Genomic DNA, 23,040 nt, shown 5'->3' with positions numbered 1-23,040 from the left:
AGGATACAAATATGAATAATACAGAGCAACAAATTCGGTTAGATAAATGGTTATGGGCCGCAAGAATTTATAAAACGCGCTCTTTAGCTAGGGATATGGTCGAAGGTGGTAAAGTACATTATAACGGTCAAAGGACAAAGCCGAGCAAAATAGTTGAAATAGGTGCAGAGCTTAAACTACGCCAAGGTAGTGATGAGAAAAAAATCATTATACAAGCGTTGAGTGAACAACGTCGTCCAGCCAGTGAAGCGCATATGCTATACCAAGAAACAGCAGAAAGTATCGTTAAACGAGAAGAAGTTGCTATGGCTCGTAAACTTGGTGCATTGACCATGCCACATCCCGATCGTCGGCCGGATAAAAAAGAGCGACGCAATCTAATTAAATTTAAATATGGTGAATAACCCATTCATCAGGAGACAATATGAACCAGAACGAAACAGATCACGTAGCCCATCACGATAAATTATCACGTTTTTTATTTGATAACCATTCAGTTCGCGGTGAGTTAATTAATCTTAGCGAAACTTACCAACATATTTTAAATAATCATAATTACCCTTTAGCGGTACAAAACTTATTAGGTGAGTTACTTGTTGCAACCAGTTTGCTTACTGCTACCTTGAAATTTGAAGGTGATATCACGGTTCAATTACAAGGCGATGGACCACTTAATTTAGCGGTAATCAATGGTAATAATCATCAGCAAATGCGTGGCGTTGCCAGAGTAAATGGTGCGATAGCCGATAATGCAACGTTAAAAGAGATGATAGGTAATGGATATATTATTATCACTATCACCCCTAAAAAAGGAGAGCGTTACCAAGGTATTGTTGGCTTGGAAGCGGATACCTTAACAGGCTGTATAGAGAACTATTTTAAACAATCAGAACAGCTACCGACTCGCTTACTGATTAAAACAGGTGTATACCAAAATAAACCAATGGCAGCTGGAATATTATTACAAGTTTTACCCGCGAGTGAAGGAACGGCTGAATCTTTCGAACATCTTACTGCATTAGCAGAAACAATAAAGTCCGAAGAGTTATTTTCCTTACCAGCGGATGAGATTTTATATCGATTATACCATCAAGAAGAAGTGCGATTATTTGATGGGCAATGTGTAGAATTTAAATGTACCTGTTCACGAGAACGTTGTGCCGACACATTAATCACCTTACCAGCACATGAAGTTGATACGATCTTAGCGGAAGATGGTAATATTGATATGCACTGCGATTACTGTGGTTCACATTATATTTTTGATAAAGTCGATATTGAAAACTTACGTAAACACCAACCGCAGGACCGCTTGCATTAAATAAGATGAGAAGCCACTATGTGTGAAAGTAGTAACGTCACACATAGTGTTGATATCAATAACTCAGATAACCACTAATTAAAATTAACAGTCGGTGCGGTACTAATCTCTTTTTCATTAGCTACAGAGAACTGTGCTTTAGGTAAATAATCGTAATAGTCAGCAATTAATTTACCCGGTATTTTACGAATATAGCTATTATAAACTTGAATAGCACTAATATAGCGACCTCGAGCTACCGTAATCCTATTTTCGGTCCCCTCTAATTGCACCATCAGATCACGATAAAGCGAGCTTGCTTTTAATTCTGGATAATTTTCACTAACCGCAATTAAGCGACTTAAAGCTGAACTTAGCTGACTTTGCGCTTGTTGGAATTTTTCGATCATAGCGGGATCTGTCAACTGTCCTGCATCAATATTAATTGAGGCGACTTTTGATCTTGCTTCCGTCACGTCTATCAATACTTTTTGCTCATGAGCAGTATAGCCTTTAACAGTATTAACTAAATTAGGCACTAAATCAGCGCGTCGTTGATACTGATTAAGGACTTCAGACCAAGATGCGGCCACCTTTTCGTCATTACTTTGAATGGTGTTGTAGCTATTAAATAAAAAGATAGCTCCAATAATGATGATTAACAAAATGACGTAGAACGGTTTAAATTTCATTATATTTATTTTCCTATCAAGATGAATATGGCACTTATGCAATACATAATATTTTTTGCATTATATTATACATTATTACAAATAGGAAAAAGTGATGTAATTTTCATCTATCTAAATGTAATAAATAAAAAAAGCGGGAATTACCCGCTTTCTCTTTATAAAGACCCTTCTTATGGACGTGTATTATCTTTTCCATCCCAGCAATCGGTAATAAAACCATATTTTGCTGAGTCAAAAGGCGCACCTTTAGTTTTACGATAGTGATCTAATGCTTTAAGAACAAATGGTAATCCTAACAATAATAGTGGAATATTAATATAAACCATAATAATGTTCATCAAATCTGAGATATACCAGAGATTACCTAACTCAAGTCCGGCTAAAATAGTCAATATCCCGAATGGTACAAAAACTAATGAACCTAATGCACGAATAATCCATATAAAACTTTGTTTTTTAGAGATAAAATTGGCCGAAATTTCAGCAAATGAGATCATTCCTAGCAATGTCGTAAAGGCAAATAGCCCATAACACGCACACATAATAATCTCAATAATTCTAGCGATAGACACTGGCACTAATGCTTCTACTGAACTTAAATATAAAGGAAGCTTTGACGCTCGCACAGATTCCCATATCGCACCATCGGTATAACCAGTCCAAACATGCGCCATTACCACGATAAATCCAGTCATCGTACAAATAACCATCGTATCAAAAAATACACCGAAACTTTGTACAAGACCTTGTTCACAAGGATGACGGTTATTTGCAACTGACGCCGCCATCGTTATTGTACCTTGACCTGCTTCGTTTGACATTAGACCGCGTTTTACCCCTTGAGCAAGTGCGGTACCAATCGTTCCACCAAAAATAGCATGAGGTAGAAATGCACCGACAACAACCTCTTTAAAGAAATAAGGGATCAACGGGAAATTAATAAGAATAATAATGAGTGACATTCCAACAAAGACAACCGCTTTTATCGGTACTAATACATCAGAATAAGCAACAACCCGACGAATACCACCAAAAATAATAAATGCAGATGCCACAACTAAAATGACTGAAATAACATAGTATAGCGTTGATTGTCGGCTATATGTTTCACCGGTTGATGCTTCAGCAATCGCACCAATAGCAGAAAATACGTTAAAGGTTTGAGCGGGAATATTAAACAACGCATAAGTAATAAAGACAAATGATAAAAATAAGCCAACAAACCGTTTATTACCTAAAATACGTTTACCATAAAAAGGGAGACCACCAACATATTCATCACCTTTTTTCTCTTTAAATAACTGAGCAAGAACTGATTCTGTAAAGGCCGAAGCCATACCAAAAAAGGCCGCGACCCACATCCAAAACAGAGCACCAGGCCCTCCGATAGATATTGCACCAGTAATCCCCACTATATTACCTGGCCCCGCTCGCATTGCCAGACCTAACATAAAGGAACCAACCGCACTAACCCCCTGTTTTGAGGGTTGTCTTGCTAGCATGATTTTAACAGCGGGGGCAAAACTTTTTCCCTGAATAAAGCGGGTACGAATCGTAAAATAGATCCCAACGCCAATTAATAAAATGACAGGAAAAGAGAACTGTCCTAATACAGGAATTGAACGATACCATTCAATATTAGTAGGAAAGTCCCATACCGCATCGGTAATCGGTGCTAAAAATGCAAAAAACTCATTAACTAAATCAAAAATCCTATTCACAATAAACTCGTTATCTATCTGATTACTATCATTTCTAAAATGACCGTCAATTATATGGGCTTTTGCTACTTAGACAAATTAATTTGTTTGATTAAAAATTCTTAGCAATAACTGTTTATTATGATCATCATGATTTATTTGGCATCACTATAAGCGCTATCACCTGACATAACCGAAAAAAGTAGACTAATAAAAGCTAATTAAGATTAAAATGATGACTACCTTTTGTTATATAAATTTATCATTCCAAAAGGTAGTAATTAAGATAAGAAATTCGTTTAGTTCTTGAAGGAGTGAATTGGAGCCGGAATACGACCGCCTCGTTTAATAAAGTCAGCAGAGCTAAATTTATTCACCGGCATAATTGGCGCATGACCAAGTAAACCACCAAATTCAACATTATCACCAACTGACATGCCAGCTGCTGGAATAATACGTACAGCTGTCGTTTTATGATTAATCACACCAATTGCCGCTTCATCAGCAATAATAGCCGAAATCGTTTCTGCTGGAGTATCGCCAGGAATCGCGATCATATCTAACCCAACAGAACAGACGCAGGTCATTGCTTCTAATTTTTCAAGATTTAATGAGCCATTATTAACAGCATCAATCATACCCGCATCTTCAGAAACCGGAATAAATGCACCGCTTAAGCCGCCGACGTGACCACAGGCCATAACACCGCCTTTTTTCACTGCATCATTTAGCATAGCAAGAGCCGCCGTTGTCCCGTGCGTGCCAACAACCTCTAGTCCCATCTCTTCAAGAATATGAGCAACCGAGTCACCAATGGCTGGCGTTGGCGCTAAAGATAAATCAACAATACCAAACTGAACACCTAAACGTTCTGATGCCTCTTTACCGACCAATTGCCCCATTCGGGTGATCTTAAAAGCGGTTTTTTTAATCGTTTCAGCAACAACATCAAAAGGCTCACCTTTTACTTTCTCTAATGCTCGTTTGACAACTCCGGGTCCACTAACACCGACATTAATAACACAGTCAGCTTCACCGACACCATGAAAAGCACCCGCCATAAATGGGTTATCTTCAACGGCATTAGCAAAAACCACTAATTTTGCACAGGCCATACTATTGTTATCGGCGGTTAAAGCAGCAGCCTCTTTAATGATCTCTCCCATACGTTTAACCGCATCCATATTAATACCTGTTTGCGTAGAACCTACATTGACTGAAGAGCAGACACGCTCAGTTTGTGCCAACGCTTGTGGAATCGAATCGATTAAAATATTATCGCCTTTATGAAAGCCTTTTTGCACCAATGCGGAAAAACCACCAATAAAGTTTACCCCTACCGCTTTCGCCGCAGCATCAAGCGTTTTAGCAAACTCAACATAATCTTTATCCGCACTCGCCCCTGCAATTAAAGAAATAGGCGTAACTGAAATACGTTTATTGATAATTGGGATACCAAATTCAGACGAAATATCTTCGCCTACTTTAACTAGATTCCCCGCTAAACGCGTGATCTTGTCATAAATTTTTTGTCTAGCTTTAACGCCATCACTATCAATACAATCAAGTAGTGATATTCCCATCGTAATAGTACGAATATCGAGTTTTTCTTCCTCGATCATTTTTATTGTTTCTAAAATCTGTCTAGTTTCCATTGTGATACCTTTTTAATGAGATTATAAACGATGCATCGCATCAAAAATTTCTTCACGCTGAATATTTACTTTAACTTTCAGATTATTACCCGTTTCAGTCAAAGCATTTTTAACTTCATCAAAGGAAACATTAATTTTTGATAAATCGAGTAGCATAATCATGGTAAAGTAATCTTCCATGATTGTTTGCGTTACATCTAATATGTTAATATTTAATTCATACAACTTTTGACTTACACCAGCAATTATTCCCGTTTGGTCTTTACCTATTACAGTCAAAATGGTCTTCATTGGATTCTCCAGGCAAAATTTCATTCAAATAAAAAAATATTTATCGGCGAACTATAATAACATCTTCAAAAATTATCTAAATAGGAGTAGATTGTTTTATCAATAAAAATTATAACGATATTATTAAAATAAAGGACAATAATTATGGTGTCATTTGAAAAATCAAATAAATTAGAACACGTTTGTTACGATATACGCGGTCCGATTCTTGATTATGCTAAAAAACTTGAGGAAGAAGGTCAAAAAATCCTAAAACTCAATATTGGCAATCCGGCGCCATTTGGTTTTGCTGCACCAGATGAATTGTTAGTTGATGTAATTCGTAATTTACCAACATCCCAAGGATATTGTGATTCAAAAGGACTATACTCAGCACGTAAAGCAATTATGCAAGATTACCAAGCTCGAGGTATTTTGAATCTTGATGTCGAAGATATCTATATTGGTAATGGTGTTTCAGAGCTAATTGTACAGTCAATGCAAGCTTTACTAAATACCGGTGATGAAGTTTTAGTCCCAATGCCAGATTATCCACTTTGGACAGCAGCAGTTAGCTTATCAGGCGGTAATGCGGTTCACTATATTTGTGATGAAGAGGCTGACTGGCAACCTGATTTGGAAGATATTAAGAAAAAAATCACACCAAAAACCAAAGGATTAGTCATCATTAATCCTAATAACCCAACAGGTGCCGTATACAGTAAAGAGATTTTACTTGAGATGGCTGAAATTGCTCGCCAACACAATATTATCATTTTTGCTGACGAAATTTACGATAAAATTCTTTATGATGATGCGGTTCATCACTCGATTGCAGCATTAGCGCCAGATTTATTTGTGATTACGATGAGTGGATTATCAAAAACTTACCGTGCCGCAGGATTTAGACAAGGTTGGATGGCACTATGTGGTCCTAAAAAACACGTGAAAGGCTATATTGAAGGGCTTAATATGCTCGCTTCAATGCGTTTATGTGCCAATGTTCCACTACAACATGCGATTCAAGCTGCACTTGGTGGATACCAGAGTATCAATGAATTTATTAAACCCGGTGGTCGTTTATATGATCAATGTATGTTGGCATGGCAACTACTCAATGATATACCTGGGGTATCATGTACGCGTCCTAAAGGGGCGATGTACCTATTCCCTAAATTAGATATGAAAAAGTTCAATCTACATAATGACCAAAAACTGGTATTAGACTTTTTACTACAAGAGAAAGTATTACTTGTACAAGGAAGTGGTTTTAACTGGCATAAACCGGATCATGTACGTATTGTTGCGCTTCCTCATACAGGTGAGCTTGATGATGCTATTCACCGTTTTGCAAAATTCCTATCCAATTATAGACAATAGTCTAATTTAGTCATTAAACCCTAATCGCTGATAAATCATTTATTCATCAGCGATTAGATTCAATATCCGTTACTTAAGTACATCCATAACCGCATTAAGTAGATACTCATGTGGTGACAAGCCTAAACGGGTTCGGTATGTAAACATTTTACAGACAGATTTATGATGCAGATTGGCTTTTTCACAAACCTGTTTCATCACCGTTGGATATGACTGTGTAATCAACCACTGTCCACCAGCCCAAGCAACCCAGTCTTCAATAAACCAAGACCCCTTTTTCTTTTTAAGATCTATATGATGAGCTTGAATATTAAACCAATACTTAGCGACAGGAAGCGGAGGATTAGTATAAATTTGCGCTTTTTTGATCAACGGATTCATTAAAGCCACTTCATGATTACCGGTTCCAACTGGATCTAAGGTAATCAGACATTCAACATCGACATCTAACTGAGACAAAATATAGGATAAATGAGCACCATTCCATCCCCCTAAACTATGCCCAACAATATAAACTTTAGTCTCTTTACCAATATGTTGTTTTATCTTTTGATAACGTTCACTACTTGGTTCAGTCACAATCGCTTGTTCAGGAACCGAGCTTTGCAACTCTTCAAAAAAAACTTCATGATATCCCAAGTAATCGATTTTATAGGATGGTATTTGTTCACTCTTCTCCGATAAGATTGAAATCGATAGTTTGTTACTGAGCTCTTGTGAAAAAAACTTAGCTAACGCCCCCACAGAGTGATGAGTTAATTGTTCACTAAAAGGGAGTTTAATATTTTGCCAAATAAACGGCTCTTTATCGGCTGCACCACCAATAAACAGAATGTAAACCGCAGGATATGTCATCATATTGGTTAACCTAAATAAGATAATATTTATTGCATCTTAGTGACTTGATATAGCTTAATATACATGATTATAATTATTTTGATATGTATCCTTAACATAAACCTCCTGACAACAACAATATAAAACTCGATACTCGTTATAATATTGCTGTGATCTATTATTCTAATGTAGCACCGATCAAGACCAAATTTTGTCATTGATTAAAAGGCAACCTATTTATAATAATTAGTGCCTATTTATTTTATTTTTTATTTAAAAAAATAGATAAAAAACACAATATATAGTCATGACTTAAATAAAGCACCCCATATATTGTATTTTTATCTTACATTTTATCCTGTATTTTTTGATCAAAATCAATTATTATATGCCTCCTGAAAAAGAGAACTTTATGGATGAGAGTCATGAATAAATCAATGTTAGTCACTAAGCGTAATGGTCAAAAAGAACCAATCGAACTAGATAAAATTCACCGAGTTATTGCTTGGGCCGCAGAAGGCCTGAATAACGTGTCGGTTTCGCAAGTCGAGCTTAGATCTCACATTCAGTTTTATGACGGTATCCGCACCGCTGATATTCATGAAACCATTATTCGCGCAGCCGCTGATTTAATTTCACAAGAGACACCAGACTATCAGTATTTAGCTGCTCGCTTAGCTATTTTCCATTTACGTAAAAAAGCGTATGGACAGTTTGAACCGCCTAAATTATATAATCATGTGCAAAAATTAGTTGCATCAGGTCGTTACGATAAACATTTATTAACAGATTATACCGAAGATGAATTTCATCAGATGGATGAGTTTATTGACCATTGGCGAGATATGGATTTTTCTTATGCGGCAGTCAAACAACTCGAAGGTAAATATTTAGTACAAAATCGCGTTACGGGTGAGATTTATGAAAGTGCACAGTTTTTATATATTTTAGTCGCTGCGTGTTTATTCGCTAATTACCCGAAAGCCACGCGTCTTGATTATGTAAAACGTTTTTATGACGCGATTTCGACGTTTAAAATCTCTTTACCAACGCCGATTATGGCTGGGGTAAGAACACCGACTCGTCAATTTAGTTCATGTGTCTTAATTGAGTGTGACGATAGTTTAGATTCAATTAATGCGACCGCTAGCGCTATTGTTAAGTACGTTTCACAACGAGCGGGGATTGGTGTCAATGCCGGTAGAATTCGTGCCTTAGGTAGTTCAATTCGTGGTGGTGAAGCATTCCATACGGGTTGTATTCCATTTTATAAATATTTCCAAACAGCAGTTAAATCATGTTCACAAGGTGGTGTACGTGGCGGAGCAGCAACGGTATTTTACCCACTTTGGCACTTAGAAGTTGAAAACTTACTGGTTTTACGTAATAACCGCGGTGTAGAAGAGAATCGTGTCCGCCACTTAGATTACGGCGTACAAATTAATAAATTACTATACCAACGTCTGATTAAAGGTGGCAATATCACACTATTTAGCCCGTCAGACGTACCGGGACTGTATGATGCCTTTTTCTCTAATCAAGAAGAGTTTGAGCGGTTGTACCAACAATATGAAGCGGATCCGTCAATTCGTAAACGAGAAGTTAAAGCTGTCGAGTTATTTGCACTATTGATGCAAGAACGAGCCTCAACTGGCCGAATCTATATTCAAAATGTTGACCACTGTAATACTCACAGCCCATTTAATGCTGAAGTGGCGCCAGTAAGACAATCCAATCTCTGTATGGAAATTGCCTTACCAACTAAACCTCTAAATAATATTAATGATGAAACGGGTGAAATTGCACTCTGTACTCTATCGGCCTTTAATTTAGGAAAAATTGAGTCATTAAGCGATTTTGAAGAGCTAGCGAACTTAGCTGTTCGCGCACTTGATGCACTACTTGATTATCAAGATTATCCGATTCCGGCGGCAAAAACATCATCAATGAATCGTCGAACCTTAGGAATAGGTGTGATTAACTATGCCTATTATTTGGCAAAACATGGTGTGAAATACTCTGATGGCAGTGCAAATAATTTAACTCATCGCACCTTTGAAGCGATGCAATATTATTTACTCAAAGCATCGAATGAACTTGCAATGGAAAAAGGCGCTTGCCCACTATTCCATGAAACAACTTATGCACAAGGTATTTTACCGATTGATACTTATAAACGCGAGCTGGATGATATTGTTAAACCGACTTTAAGATGTGATTGGGAGTCATTACGTGAATCGATTAAAACCCATGGATTACGTAACTCAACATTATCGGCCTTAATGCCGTCAGAAACATCATCACAAATCTCGAATGCGACCAATGGTATTGAGCCACCAAGGGGTTATATCAGCGTTAAAGCATCAAAAGATGGTATTTTAAAACAAGTCGTACCGGAATATGAAACACTGAAACATTTTTATGAATTACTATGGCAAATTCCAAATAACTCCGGTTATTTGCAATTAGTCGGTATTATGCAAAAATTTGTTGATCAATCTATTTCAGCTAATACAAACTATGATCCAACTAAATTTGCTAATGATAAAGTACCAATGAAGCAGTTACTTGCTGATTTACTTACTGCTTATAAATATGGTGTTAAAACCCTGTATTATCATAATACACGTGATGGCGCTGAAGATATTCAAACCGATATCGCAACTGCAGCAAGTGATGATGGTTGTGAAGGCGGAGCGTGTAAAATTTAGCGAATACCTATTTAATCGCAATTGTAGTGAAAACATGTCTATTTCGCTACAATTGCTAAATTAAGGTATTCACAACGTGAAAGTTCTAACCAAAATAGACAGTAATATATAACCAATAATCTGGTTAAAACAAAAATTAAATCATCAAGGACCCTATCATGAGTTATACCATTTTTTCTCAAGTACATAATGATCAGCTCAAAGAGCCCATGTTTTTAGGCCAGCCCGTTAATGTGGCTCGTTATGATCAACAAAAATATGAGATGTTTGAAAAATTAATCGAAAAACAACTATCATTTTTTTGGCGTCCAGAAGAAGTGGATATATCGCAAGATCGAATTGATTATGCGGCATTACCGGAACATGAAAAACATATTTTCATCAGTAATCTAAAATACCAAACACTGTTAGATTCAATCCAAGGACGTAGCCCAAATATCGCGTTACTACCACTGATCTCGATTCCTGAGCTCGAGACATGGGTTGAAACGTGGTCTTTTTCTGAAACCATTCATTCACGTTCTTACACTCATATTATTCGTAATATTGTTAATGACCCTTCTATCGTTTTTGATGATATTGTCACAAATGAAGAGATCAAAAAACGGGCAACCGATATCGCGGGTTACTATGATGATTTAATTGAGTACTCGAGTTATTACAATTTACTGGGTGAAGGTCATCATGATGTGAATGGTAAGACGATTAAAATCGATCGTCGAACATTAAAGAAAAAACTGTATCTTTGCTTAATGAGCGTTAATGCCTTAGAAGCTATTCGCTTTTATGTCAGTTTTGCTTGTTCATTTGCTTTTGCTGAGCGCGAACTAATGGAAGGTAATGCCAAAATTATTAAACTGATTGCGCGTGATGAAGCTCTGCATTTAACGGGAACGCAATTTATGATAAATACTTTGCGCCATGGTGAAGATGATCCCGAAATGGCTGAAATAGCAGCTGAGTGTGAAGGTGAATCTTATGCCCTATTTTTAAAAGCGGCAAACCAAGAAAAAGAGTGGGCTGATTACTTGTTCTCTAATGGTTCAATGATTGGATTAAATAAAGAAATTTTGTGCCAATATATCGAGTATATTACCAATATTCGTATGCAAGCTGTTGGATTAAAGCTGCCATTTGAAACAAAATCAAATCCAATTCCATGGATTAATAACTGGTTGGTATCAGATAATGTACAAGTTGCACCACAAGAAGCCGAGATGAGTTCTTATTTAGTTGGTCAAATTGATTCAGAAATTAATGAAGATGATTTAAGCAATTTTACCTTATAATTAATTATAAAAAAAATGATTAAAGCGTTTATTGACATTAATAAATCTTTAGGTTTCTTTACTGTTTAATTGCATAAATTAAAAAGCAATGGTAATCTAGCTAGGCAACTTTGAAGAACGGTAAAATTTTTTATGGTATTATTCGTATTTCAAAGTTATATTCCTTTCTGCTTAAATTTTGGGCCTATTTTATAGACCCTTTTTTTTTATCCAAAAAATGATTTGTCCATTGACAGCGCTCACTTTTAAAGCGAGGATGATCATATTTTCGTGTAGAGTATTCAAATCATGAATTCAACGACCCCTTCTGAAATTGCGTTACCCACATCACCACTTGATTTTACTGATGAGCAACTCACGCTCGGCTACCTTAAAAATCAATTAGAACGGTTCTATCAGTGGTCAGTAACACAATTTGAAAGTGGTACCGATATTGAGGTACTCGTCTTAACACGTGCTAAATTTATTGATGAATTACTCAATCGATTATGGCAATTCTATAAAATCCCTAAACAGACAACATCTTTATTAAAACATAACCGAATTGCCTTAATTGCGGTGGGTGGCTACGGAAGATCAGAGCTACACCCTTTATCAGATATTGATATTCTGGTTTTAAGTGACTCAGCCCTACCAACGGCTTATGAAAACCAAATCAGCGAGCTACTTCGATTGCTCTGGGATTTGCATCTTGATGTCGGTCATAGTGTTAGAACATTAAAACAGTGCTTACAAGAGGCGGCGTCTGATATCACGATTATGACCAATCTGATTGAATCACGTTTAATTATTGGTAGTGAAACGCTGCTTAATGATCTACGTCATGATATTTTTGCCGATAAAATATGGACATCAAAACAGTTTTATCAAGCTAAGGTCGCTGAACAGCAGCAACGTCATAAACAGTACCATAGCACCAGCTATAATTTAGAACCCGATATCAAAAATAGTCCCGGAGGATTACGGGATATACAGATGATTCAATGGATAGCATTGCGGCATTTTGGCGGAATTTCTCTCAAAGAGATCGCTCAGTTTAACTATTTAACAGCAGAAGAGATTGAAGAGATAAAAAACTGTCGACGCTTTTTATGGAAAATGCGCTTTGCCCTGCATACGGTCATCACGCGTTATGATAATCGGTTACTATTTGATCGGCAATTAAGTATCGCGCATTTACTTGGCTATCAAGGAGAGGGAAACCGCCCTGTCGAGAAAATGATGCGTGATTATTATCGGGTCGTACACAACATTACCGAACTTAATCAAATGTTATTACAACTATTTGAAGAGGCGATCCTTACCATTAATCCGCAAAATAAAGCCTATGATATTGATGACTATTTTCAAGTTCGTGATAAATTGATTGATGTAAAAGATAATCAGCTTTTTACGCAAGATCCCACAATGATTCTCCAGCTTTTTCATACTATGCTGTTGAATCCACAAATTATTGGCATCTATTCTAATACGATCCGCCAATTACGTTCGGCAAGACGAAAATTTACCGGTTTACTTTGTGATCATCCCAAAGCCAGAGAACACTTTTTAGCGATCATCAAACATCCTGATGCGATTAAAAAAGCACTTATTCCGATGCATAAATTTGGCATATTAAGTATCTATATACTTGGTTGGAAACGTATTGTGGGGATGATGCAGTTTGATCTGTTTCATGCCTATACTGTCGATGAACACACTATCCGCCTGTTGCTTGAAATTGCTGACTTTGCCAACGAGTCAGGCCAAAATAAGCATCCAAATAGTTCTAAAGTTTATGCTAAGCTCCCTAAACCCGAGTTATTAATTATTGCCGCACTCTATCATGATATCGCGAAAGGTAAATCGGGTGATCATTCTGAACTGGGTGCAGAGCTTGTAAAAGCGTTTTGTGAGCTCCATGATATTGAAAAAAGTGATATAGCGTTAGTCAGTTGGTTAGTCCAGGCACACTTACTGATGTCAGTTACGGCGCAGAATCGAGATCTCCAAGATCCCGCAGTTATCCGTGAGTTTGCTAGACAAGTAAAAACCAAAACACGATTAAAATATCTATTATGTTTAACGGTTGCTGACGTTTGCGCAACCAATGAAACGCTTTGGAATAGCTGGAAACAGAGTTTGATGCGTGAGCTCTATTTTCTCACTAAACGCGTACTCGATCTGGGGGCCCATCAAATTCCTCAGCAACGTAGTATTGCGAGAGAGCATAAAAAAGAGGCCTTAAAGATCCTTACAGAGCAAGGCCATCTTGAAGAAGAGATACTACTTTTTTGGCAAGACTATCGCTTTGACTATTTTTTACGATATACCACTGAACAGATTGTTTGGCATGCGAATAATTTACTAAAACAGAATTTGACTGAGCCTGTCGCTTTTATCAACCAATATCCGTTTCATGGTGGAACCGAGATTTGTATTTATTGCTCGGATAGACCTTACCTTTTTGCAACAGTCAGTAATGAACTGAGTAAAAGAAACTTATCTATTCATGATGCGCTGATCATTACGAATAAAAAAGAGTTTGCGTTAGATACCTTTATTGTACTTGAGCCAAATGGTGATCTAATTCCACTCAACCGCCATCAAGATATCAAAGAAGGACTTGAAGCCGCACTGAAAAAAACACACTATGAGCGGACGAAAATCAGACAACTATCATCGAAAATTCGTCATTTTTCGGTACCAACACAGGTCAATTTTTTATCAACACTCAGTGACCGAACAACTTATATGGAGCTCATCGCTTTAGATAGACCAGGTTTACTGGCTTGTGTCGGTGAAGTCTTTTCTAATCTCGACCTCTCCTTACGCAGTGCAAAAATTGCGACTATTGGTGAACATGTTGAAGATCTTTTTATCTTAACCGATAAAAGCAATCAAGCCCTGAATGAGCAGGTCTGCCAGCAGTTAAGAAACGTAATCATTGAGGCGATTGACCAGATGGATAAATAAAATTATCGACAATATCGGTTAATCTTTATGGTTAGCTTGTATATAATGGATAACTATCATGATTAAATAGCGGCTTGTCGAATCAATATGCAATTTTTTATTATTCTATTTCCTATTTTTTGTATTTTTATTGTCGGTTATATTTCGCAAAAAGTACTAAAATTTGATGTTGCTAATTTATCAAAAATGTCACTTTATGTCTTATCGCCATTTCTCGCCTTTAAGACATTTTACACACATGAGCTGACCATTGATTATATCTACTATTTTTTCTATATCTTTGGTCTTTGTTTAAGTTTAGTCGTGATTATCTCGATCTGGTCACGCATTGCTAAATATAGCAATAAAGACCGTTGTGCGATGATCTTAAGTTCCTGTTTTATGAATAATGGTAACTACGGAACACCGGTTATTCTGGTCTTTTTCGGTCAATTAGGTTTCAATCTTGCCGTTATCGCCATGGTGTTACAGCAGTTTGTCATGAGCACGGTGGGTATCTATTACGCTGCCAAAGGGAGTGGAAACCAAGATGTCGTCAATCAAAAAGAAGTGATCTTAAAAGTAGTCCGAATGCCTGTCGCCTACGGTGCCTTACTTGGTATTATTTTTCAACTCTGCCAAATTCCGCTAAGCCCATCAATATTAAACTCAGTCGCTATGATCGGTGATTCATCAATTGTTGTTATTATGCTGATACTCGGCATGCAGTTAGCAAAATTAAAAATTGCTCAATTTGAGTATAGTAAAATAGCCGTTGCGCTTTTAGTTCGAATGGTTATTTCGCCATTAGTTGCACTATCCATTGTTTACTTTATGCCGATCGATGATATGTATAAAGCTATTTTAATCGTGCTGGCAGCGATGCCTAGTGCCGCCAATACGACGCTACTTGCCGTCCAATTTGATACCAAGCCACAACTCGTATCGAGTGCAACTTTAATTAGTACAATTGTCAGTTTAATTACATTACCGATTGTATTGTGGCTGGTGGGGGCGCCAGTGCCATTTTGATGCGGATGAAATAAGATGAGTATACTCAGTATATTTCAGGTTCAAAATCAAATTAATACCAAAACACTAAAAATATAAATAATTATTCGTTATTTTTTTGCTGTAATGTATGATTATAGTGTAAAAAATAAGCGTTTAGGTGTCGAGTCATGTTCATCTTGAATATTAGTTTTTAGCTCACCTTTGTTATAACAGCCAAATAAGGCTGAACTTATCACAACAAAAGTGAATAATTTAGTTAATTTGAACATTGCCACACTCTCGAATCATTATTATTTAATGGTGCTATTCAAAATCGGGTTTTAAGACTTTATAACCAATATAACCATTTGATATTATTAGGTAAAGATAAAGCGCTATGAGAAATTGAATTATCGCCATTAGCATGACGTTTCGTTATGATAGAATAGTGATTACTCGCAACACCATTCCCATTTCCTTCTTCACCATATTCAGTAATAAGAGAATGATATAATATATATAGCCCTCTTCTAGCATAAACAACTAGCTGCTGTTTTCTTTTATCATGATGAATATTCCACTGTTTAATATATTCTTCACGATAACCGCGATAGTAAATACCGTATAATAGACTAAATATCCACAAACAGGCAGGAATAACTATTGTACCAAGTATTAATAGTAGATCAGATAATGAATAAAAAAAGCTGATAATAAAAGTTATTGTGCTGCCAGTGACAATTAGTACTAACAGTAAAATACCCCAAAACCACCAACTAAATTTTTTTATAGGCAGCAATGATTGCGGTAATTTGCTTAAATCAACTGGCATTAACCTTTACCCACATCAGATAAGGACGAAATTAATGCGCAACCGCAACCAGCATGGTGACCATCAAGGGCCACCGGTTTCCCCTGATCCGTAAAGGTGGGCTCCCCTTCAATAATAGGGGTTACACCATGACCTTTTTGAGGGCAGCTCACCATATCACCCAGACACGCAACTGGCTTGCCCCGCACAATGGTAGTTGATGATGCCGAAATCACTTTACCCCCATGATTAGTGGCATCCCCTAATCGAATAACACAACGCAGTTTTCCCATCAGCAATTTCCCTACTTTTAATATTTTGTGTTTTGATCGTTAGTAACATTTCTCTCGAATCATGGTTTTTAACTTACCTTTATCATAACAGCCTATCAATAGGCTCGTTAATAGCCCTAACGCGAAGATTTTTTTAACGTTGCCATTACATCATTCACTCTCTAGTAACTCACCTGATTGTTTAATAAGAAAATAAGATAAGGAATCTTGGTATAAACTACCATCCCGCCCTTTATAAAAGGTCTTGGTATCAGAATAGCGAGTACCTGTTTGCATAACAGTAAATTGAGGATAGAGGGCATCTAATTTCTTTTGTGAATGAGTTACCCACTCTGGAATATCAATAACATGGTAATCATACCGAACATAGATTTCAGTCCGTTTAGTATTGGCATTACCACTTCCCCCCCCGACTTCTCTTTCCTTTACATCGGTGACGTTATCCAGCTTAATAATGCCATAACAAAAGGCATTGTTATAAATGATGCCATTACTATATTGCTTAGGAAATGGATGCTGATACTCTTGCCCTAATTCAGTAAGGTCATAATGATACAGTCCTGGTTGGCCTGCAACCGGTTCACGAGTTAATAAACCAATATCAGTAAACAGTGGTAATGTTTTGGCTAAATCCTCTTTATTCCAAACAGTCCATTGACTATCATCTTCTAGTAACGGCTCATCTGTATAGGGGAATTGGACGCTGCCTAAATAATAACAAAAATCCCCTTTAGCTTGGGTATTGGCTCGTGCCTTATCATAACCATCTTGAATATTGGTTTTTAGCTCGCCTTTGTTATAGCAGCCAAATAACGCAAAACTTATCACAACAAAAGTGAATAATTTAGTTAATTTAAACACAACATTTATCCCTACCATTAGTCTAGATATATTTACGGAGTATTTAGCAGTTTTCCTGCAGGTTGAAAAACATCATATCCAATAGAACCTTGATCATAAAGACTACCATCACTTTTCTTAATTAAAGTAGCCGATCCTAAATAAGATTCACCATTTTCCTTTAAGAAAAAGTTAGGATATAACGCAGCTAATTTTTCTTTATTATTAAGTACCCATTCTGGCACTTCAAGTAAATGATAAGTAAAATCCACATCCACTTCAGTACGTTTTACGCTAGCATTACCTTGCCCCCCCCCCCGCGCTCTTTTTCCGTCACATCTGTAACTTCAATCAACTGTTTAATACCATAGCAAAATGCGTTATTATAAATGGTGCCTTTAGGATAAGCGTGTTGATATTCACGACCTAACTCGGTTAAGTCGTAACGATATACATCGGGTTTATCTTCAACAGGTTGCCGCTTAAGCAAACCAATTTCAGCAAAAAGAGGTAATGTTTTTGATAAATCATCTTTATTCCAGATACTCCACTGAGTCTCATCGGGCAAAATAGGTTGAGTAGTATAGGGGAATTTTACGCTACCCAAATACAGACAGATATCGCCTTTAGTTATAGTCATAGCGCGCGCTCGGTCATATTCATTTTGAATATTAGTTTTTAACTCACCTTTGTTATAACAACCTACTAGTAAACTCGTTAATAACCCTAATACGAAGATTTTTGTTAATTTTGTCATTACATTATTCACTCTCTAGTAACTTACCCGCTGGCTGAATAACGAGATAAGACAATGAATCTTGGTATAAATTACCATCTCGTCTCTTATAAAAAGTTTGAGTTGCAGGGTATATTCTGCCATTTAACCGAACTTCCGTTTGAGGATACAGTGCATTTAATTTATCTTGTGAGTTAGTTGCCCATTCAGGAATATCTAGTACATGATAATTATAATCGACATAGATTTCAGTCCGTTTAGTATTGGCATTACCACTCCCCCCCCCGACTTCTCTTTCCTCCACATCAGTGACTTTATCCAGTTTAATTATGCCATAACAAAAGGCATTATTATAAATCGGCTCAACATCTCTCAGATCGATAAACATATGTTGATACTCACGTCCCAGTTCAGTAAGGTCATAATGATACAGCCCCGGTTGACCCGCAACCGGCTCACGAGTTAATAGTCCAATATCAGTAAACAGTGGTAATGTTTTGGCTAACTTACCTTTATTCCAAACAGTCCATCGAATATCATCTTCTAACAGCGGCTCATCAGTATAGGGGAATTTGACGCTACCTAAATAATAGCAAAAATCCCCTTTAGCTTGGGTATTGGCTCGCGCATTATCATAACCATCTTGAATTATGGTTTTTAACTTACCTTTGTCATAACAACCAAATAAGGCTGAACTGATCATAACAACTGTTAATAACTTAGTTAATTTGAACATAATCAAATCCCTTTCACTTTATAAATGATTGGATCATGACTTAATTTTACTTATAAGCCTTATCAATAACTCACTTTTTTATGTGTGTAGCTCAGTTCTGCTTTACCATCGGGCATAAAGTAGGTGCCATATTTAACTAATCCCCCCTCTTTAAAATAACACGTTAATTCATAGGTTAATACCATCGTATCGTCATTCTCTTGTAAGGATATTTCAACGGCAGAAAGACGTGGCTCATATTTTAGGAGTGTATTTTGCATTGCTCTCATCAGCCCATATGCCGACGTTGGTAAAGCCTGATAGATATTAGCCATATCTGGCAAACCATAATCAGGCAGATGAGTAATCGAACCCGCTCGACTATTTAAAATACGACCAATATTATCTTTTACACTAATGATAGTCTGCATTTTATCGTCGGCTTCACTCACAATTGAACCCGATTCAAAAAAGCCAAATAGTGTGTCATAAAGTGAAGCGCCCATAATTAGTCCTCAGTAACCAGTTCGAGTATAGATTGATTAACGGTAATATCACGAGCAGAGTTGATATTGAGATCTCGACGTTTTAATAAAATTCGCCAGTTATTCTGTTTTAAATCAGGATCTTTAAAGAGAGCGACAATACCCACATATTCAGCATTTTTATCAAATGGAGTATCAACAGAGACTGATGTACTTGGCTTTAACACGATCTCTTTTGTCGCCAATAATGCTTCACCCAGTGTATCTTGATCACCTTCGACTAAATCATTGTAAGCTGCTGATTCAAAAGATTTAGGATCTTTTAATTGATACAGACGAATCACAACAGGTGATGACTTGCCACTATCATCAACATTGAGTTCAGCACGTGCTGTAAAATCAAGATGTACCGTACGCACATCCCAAACAAAAATCGCTTTAGCTACGCTTGTTGTCCCCTCTGACACCGATTGTGCAGCACCACAAGCTGTTAGTAAAAAAGCACTACATAGCATAACTATGGCTACTATTTTTTTCATTTTACATCCTTATTATTCGTTATAATCTTGCTGTAATCTATAATTATAGTAAAAAAATCGACGATAAATTCAAGTATTGAGTGTCTGAAATATCCTATTTATGCTGCAATCCCACAATAACGACCTAAATTCACCACAACATCTTTATGTAACGTTTTCTCGGCATAAATTAAGCTAGCCGTTTGCCCAAGCCGAGCGCCTTTACTCACCAGTTGGGTTCTCGGTAAGAAACGAGCGGGTATATGTAAATCAAGCTGTGCATCAATTTGATAGCCTAAGTAAGCTCGTAACAAAGTCATTACATCTTCATGGAACTGCCCATCAGGAAGCAGGTGTTCAATCACTCGACTATCTCGAGGCTTAATTTTCACCAGTACTGTTTGGTTACTCTCCATAAACTGCTTGCCAAGAACACTATTACCACTCAATTGTGTACCTTTACCGCCCAGTTTTGCTTGTTCTGGCACATTGACCCATACCGGGTAAAACTCCTCCACCTCAACATCACAATCAGGAACAATGACTTTAATTACACCAGCAATCCCTTCTGCGGTACGAGTTTGTTGTGTGACTAGACCCAATAACGCTAAAAAACGCGATGACGGTGTACCAATTTGTTCACTGGTACCTTTTATACCAAGCCCGGTTAATCCAAGTAAACATTGTGAAATAGCGTCTTTACCACCACTAATATAACTCGCTGGGTAATGATATTTGAGCCAAATACGGTAAAATTGAGTAATAATTCGATGATTAAATAGATCTAAAAAATCCATCATCGCTTGATAGCCATCTTTTTGTTTAACAATATCATCAAGCAAAATTGGCGGTAGCACAGAATCAACACCATATAACCCTAAAAAGCGAGTTCTGACCGTCGTTGGACGATTTAAATAGGGTTCTCGTTCAATACATTTCAATTCACCAGCAGGGAAACTCATTTCCGCCGATGGCGCAAAACGTAATGGATCAGCAAGCGGGGACTCACCCGTACCCATTAATTGATTATCAGCGATCTGCTCAAGCAGCTGACAAAAACGATAAAAATTCATTCTTGGCAGCTTGGCTTCAAGCTCCTTCATTAAAGGAGTGGTTGTGATGTCTTGCTGCAATTCCATGTTACTTTTTTCCCTGTTGGTAAAAGTACTAATATCAGTTGTGTAAATAAATTCACATCAGCATATAAGGCAAAAAATTGATGCAATAGCTCACCAAATAACATCACATCGCCTTCCCCAGTAAATTGGTATGTATTAAGCGTTACTTCAATTTCAATACCACGCTGTAACATACCTTTTTCAATACGTTTAATCATGCGATGAGAGACGTCGATAATCCCCTCTAAACGGCGACGATTAAGTTCATTATCCGTCCAATCGTATAATGCAAGGGTTCCTCGTAATACTTCGGCATTCATTAATGAGAGATAGTTTGGTGCAAGGTGTGATAATACGCGCCAATGAAAACGGTCTTCGGTCGGTGGATAACATGGTTGCGTTAATGCAGCTAAATTTTTAACGCTAGCGATATAAGCTTGAGAACTCACCAACGTATCGATACGTGCATTACGTAATGCTTTACGCGGTAACATGCCATTGGTACCTGTCACTCGCAGTGATAAAGTTTCATTTTCAAGATTTTCTTGCTTATCCCAAACTTTACCACCTAAAATTAGCCAGGTGTCATGTAAACCAGAAGCGGCTTTACGTACTCGTGTATGGTAATAACGTTCTGGTGCATCATGACGTAACATACCACCACGATGTTTAAAGCTAGTAAATGGCACATAACTATAACGGCCATTACGGGTAATCGCTTCAACATTCTCAATAGAGTAGATCTCAATATGACCATCCTGACGCAATAATGGTCTAAGTAAGTATTCACTCTCTAACTGATTAACGACAATCGGATCTGCTTCTAAATCAAATAGGTTGATAGCAGGAACACAGTGTAAACAGAAGTTGTGATGATCAAATGGCATATCTGTTGGCCAGCTCTGTTTGAGTACCAATTCAATATCGATATAACGGCAATGCTGCGGTACACTTTTAATATCTAGCCCATGTAAATCAACAAACATAAATTTTTCACGGAAGCTAAAATACTCGAGCAGTAGTTGATAACCCGCGAAAGCATTATCCGGTTTAAGCCATAATCGGTCATCAGCACCAAAACCGACTGGGGTAATTTTGCCGTTAAAAGATAAACGACTCTCCGCATTATTCGAGTAACGTAAATGCATCGAAGCAACTTGGTGGGTTAATGCATAATATAAGTTACTGGCAATCGGACCATCAGCATTTAGATAGAGACGTAGTGATGACAAATCGAACTGGTCAAAGTCAGCAAGCTCACTAAAACTTAACCGCAAGGTGATAATACTACGCCCATCCGCTGCAATATTTAATTTTGCTTGAGTAATATCAATCGGTCTTAGCGTGACATCCTGCGTTGTACGATATTGACAATGCGTCCGAGCGGGGCCTAACGCTTCAGTCTGCACCATCAGTCCCGATGGTACGGCTTCTTGTCTTGATAATTGCAAATAGTCAGGTTTCAGCTCGACAATGGTTAACGATGGAATTAAACGTAAATAGTGCGGCCATAGTAAACTGACTAAACTTTCGGTTAATTCGGGCAGATCATCATCAATTTTCTGTCTTAGGCGCCCCATGAGAAACGCGAAGCCTTCAAATAGCCGTTCAACATAAGGATCACGATCACCAACACGATCTAAGTTGAGTTGACCAGCGCGATCGGGATGGATTTTTGCAAACTCTTTACCGCCCTCACGTAAATAGCGCATTTCAGCTTCATAATAACGTTGAATTAAATCGTCCATTGTTTTCTCTATGTT

Annotated in this window: 23 protein-coding genes; 7 read left to right on the top strand and 16 right to left on the bottom strand. The window is 37.3% G+C overall.

Annotated features, from left to right (window positions below):
- The first annotated feature begins 11 nt into the window (after positions 1-11).
- Positions 12-404 carry a ribosome-associated heat shock protein Hsp15 gene (gene hslR, locus RHO11_11565; protein ID WVD61109.1) on the top strand — a complete coding sequence of 131 codons (393 nt, stop codon included), beginning with the start codon at positions 12-14 and terminating at the stop codon, positions 402-404.
- Positions 405-424: 20 nt separating this feature from the next.
- The gene (gene hslO, locus RHO11_11560; GenBank protein ID WVD61108.1) at positions 425-1,321 is read left to right on the top strand and encodes an Hsp33 family molecular chaperone HslO; all 897 of its coding nucleotides are present in this window, start codon (positions 425-427) and stop codon (positions 1,319-1,321) included.
- 74 nt (positions 1,322-1,395) lie between these two features.
- On the opposite strand, the gene RHO11_11555 is transcribed toward hslO, so the two are convergent.
- The 4 genes from RHO11_11555 to RHO11_11540 form a co-directional block, all read right to left on the bottom strand.
- On the bottom strand, positions 1,396-1,992 hold the full coding sequence (locus tag RHO11_11555; protein ID WVD61107.1) for a LemA family protein: 597 nt from the start codon (positions 1,990-1,992) through the stop codon (positions 1,396-1,398).
- Between the two features lie 170 nt (positions 1,993-2,162).
- Positions 2,163-3,713 carry an amino acid carrier protein gene (locus tag RHO11_11550; protein WVD61106.1) on the bottom strand — a complete coding sequence of 517 codons (1,551 nt, stop codon included), beginning with the start codon at positions 3,711-3,713 and terminating at the stop codon, positions 2,163-2,165.
- Between the two features lie 278 nt (positions 3,714-3,991).
- Positions 3,992-5,347, bottom strand: a complete 1,356-nt coding sequence (locus tag RHO11_11545; protein ID WVD61105.1) for a PFL family protein — start codon at positions 5,345-5,347, stop codon at positions 3,992-3,994.
- Positions 5,348-5,368: 21 nt separating this feature from the next.
- A complete protein-coding gene (locus tag RHO11_11540; protein WVD61104.1) occupies positions 5,369-5,638 on the bottom strand; it encodes an ACT domain-containing protein in 270 nt (89 codons plus the stop codon).
- Positions 5,639-5,785: 147 nt separating this feature from the next.
- Between RHO11_11540 and RHO11_11535 the strand changes: the two genes are divergently transcribed.
- Positions 5,786-6,997 carry a pyridoxal phosphate-dependent aminotransferase gene (locus tag RHO11_11535; GenBank protein ID WVD62895.1) on the top strand — a complete coding sequence of 404 codons (1,212 nt, stop codon included), beginning with the start codon at positions 5,786-5,788 and terminating at the stop codon, positions 6,995-6,997.
- A gap of 69 nt (positions 6,998-7,066) precedes the next feature.
- Here RHO11_11535 and RHO11_11530 read toward each other — a convergent pair whose 3' ends face one another.
- On the bottom strand, positions 7,067-7,855 hold the full coding sequence (locus RHO11_11530; GenBank protein WVD61103.1) for a hypothetical protein: 789 nt from the start codon (positions 7,853-7,855) through the stop codon (positions 7,067-7,069).
- A gap of 404 nt (positions 7,856-8,259) precedes the next feature.
- Between RHO11_11530 and nrdA the strand changes: the two genes are divergently transcribed.
- The 4 genes from nrdA to RHO11_11510 all read left to right on the top strand — a co-directional run bounded on the left by nrdA (position 8,260) and on the right by RHO11_11510 (position 15,800).
- Complete coding sequence (gene nrdA, locus RHO11_11525; GenBank protein ID WVD61102.1) at positions 8,260-10,545, top strand: class 1a ribonucleoside-diphosphate reductase subunit alpha; 2,286 nt, start codon at positions 8,260-8,262, stop codon at positions 10,543-10,545.
- A 158-nt stretch (positions 10,546-10,703) separates the two neighbouring features.
- A complete protein-coding gene (gene nrdB / locus RHO11_11520; GenBank protein WVD61101.1) occupies positions 10,704-11,834 on the top strand; it encodes a class Ia ribonucleoside-diphosphate reductase subunit beta in 1,131 nt (376 codons plus the stop codon).
- Positions 11,835-12,122: 288 nt separating this feature from the next.
- The gene (gene glnD, locus RHO11_11515) at positions 12,123-14,789 is read left to right on the top strand and encodes a bifunctional uridylyltransferase/uridylyl-removing protein GlnD (GenBank protein WVD61100.1); all 2,667 of its coding nucleotides are present in this window, start codon (positions 12,123-12,125) and stop codon (positions 14,787-14,789) included.
- An 87-nt stretch (positions 14,790-14,876) separates the two neighbouring features.
- On the top strand, positions 14,877-15,800 hold the full coding sequence (locus RHO11_11510; protein WVD61099.1) for an AEC family transporter: 924 nt from the start codon (positions 14,877-14,879) through the stop codon (positions 15,798-15,800).
- A gap of 113 nt (positions 15,801-15,913) precedes the next feature.
- On the opposite strand, the gene RHO11_11505 is transcribed toward RHO11_11510, so the two are convergent.
- The 11 genes from RHO11_11505 to tssF form a co-directional block, all read right to left on the bottom strand.
- Positions 15,914-16,051 (bottom strand): hypothetical protein, encoded by a 138-nt coding sequence (locus RHO11_11505; protein ID WVD61098.1) that lies wholly within the window; start codon positions 16,049-16,051, stop codon positions 15,914-15,916.
- Positions 16,052-16,110: 59 nt separating this feature from the next.
- Positions 16,111-16,593 carry a hypothetical protein gene (locus RHO11_11500; GenBank protein ID WVD61097.1) on the bottom strand — a complete coding sequence of 161 codons (483 nt, stop codon included), beginning with the start codon at positions 16,591-16,593 and terminating at the stop codon, positions 16,111-16,113.
- Complete coding sequence (locus RHO11_11495) at positions 16,593-16,865, bottom strand: PAAR domain-containing protein (protein WVD61096.1); 273 nt, start codon at positions 16,863-16,865, stop codon at positions 16,593-16,595. Before RHO11_11495 ends, RHO11_11500 begins: the two co-directional genes overlap by 1 nt.
- Before the next feature lie 150 nt (positions 16,866-17,015).
- Positions 17,016-17,726 (bottom strand): hypothetical protein, encoded by a 711-nt coding sequence (locus RHO11_11490; protein ID WVD61095.1) that lies wholly within the window; start codon positions 17,724-17,726, stop codon positions 17,016-17,018.
- A gap of 32 nt (positions 17,727-17,758) precedes the next feature.
- Positions 17,759-17,983, bottom strand: a complete 225-nt coding sequence (locus tag RHO11_11485; GenBank protein ID WVD61094.1) for a hypothetical protein — start codon at positions 17,981-17,983, stop codon at positions 17,759-17,761.
- 11 nt (positions 17,984-17,994) lie between these two features.
- Entirely contained in the window at positions 17,995-18,462 is a 468-nt protein-coding gene (locus tag RHO11_11480) for a hypothetical protein (GenBank protein ID WVD61093.1), read from the bottom strand.
- A 4-nt stretch (positions 18,463-18,466) separates the two neighbouring features.
- Positions 18,467-19,177, bottom strand: coding sequence for a hypothetical protein (locus tag RHO11_11475; GenBank protein ID WVD61092.1), 711 nt, complete (start codon positions 19,175-19,177; stop codon positions 18,467-18,469).
- A 62-nt stretch (positions 19,178-19,239) separates the two neighbouring features.
- Entirely contained in the window at positions 19,240-19,662 is a 423-nt protein-coding gene (gene tssE, locus RHO11_11470) for a type VI secretion system baseplate subunit TssE (GenBank protein ID WVD61091.1), read from the bottom strand.
- Between the two features lie 2 nt (positions 19,663-19,664).
- The gene (tssJ, locus tag RHO11_11465) at positions 19,665-20,180 is read right to left on the bottom strand and encodes a type VI secretion system lipoprotein TssJ (GenBank protein WVD61090.1); all 516 of its coding nucleotides are present in this window, start codon (positions 20,178-20,180) and stop codon (positions 19,665-19,667) included.
- Positions 20,181-20,278: 98 nt separating this feature from the next.
- Positions 20,279-21,298: a type VI secretion system baseplate subunit TssG gene (gene tssG, locus RHO11_11460; protein WVD61089.1), complete on the bottom strand. Its 1,020-nt coding sequence runs from the start codon at positions 21,296-21,298 to the stop codon at positions 20,279-20,281.
- Positions 21,262-23,025 carry a type VI secretion system baseplate subunit TssF gene (gene tssF / locus RHO11_11455; GenBank protein ID WVD61088.1) on the bottom strand — a complete coding sequence of 588 codons (1,764 nt, stop codon included), beginning with the start codon at positions 23,023-23,025 and terminating at the stop codon, positions 21,262-21,264. Before tssF ends, tssG begins: the two co-directional genes overlap by 37 nt.
- Between the last annotated feature and the right edge of the window lie 15 nt (positions 23,026-23,040).

Source organism: Orbaceae bacterium BiB, assembly GCA_036251205.1.
GTDB classification, from domain to species: domain Bacteria; phylum Pseudomonadota; class Gammaproteobacteria; order Enterobacterales; family Orbaceae; genus Orbus; species Orbus mooreae.
The sequence above is the reverse complement of the archived record's forward strand: the minus strand, read 5'-3'. Positions and strand labels throughout refer to the sequence as shown.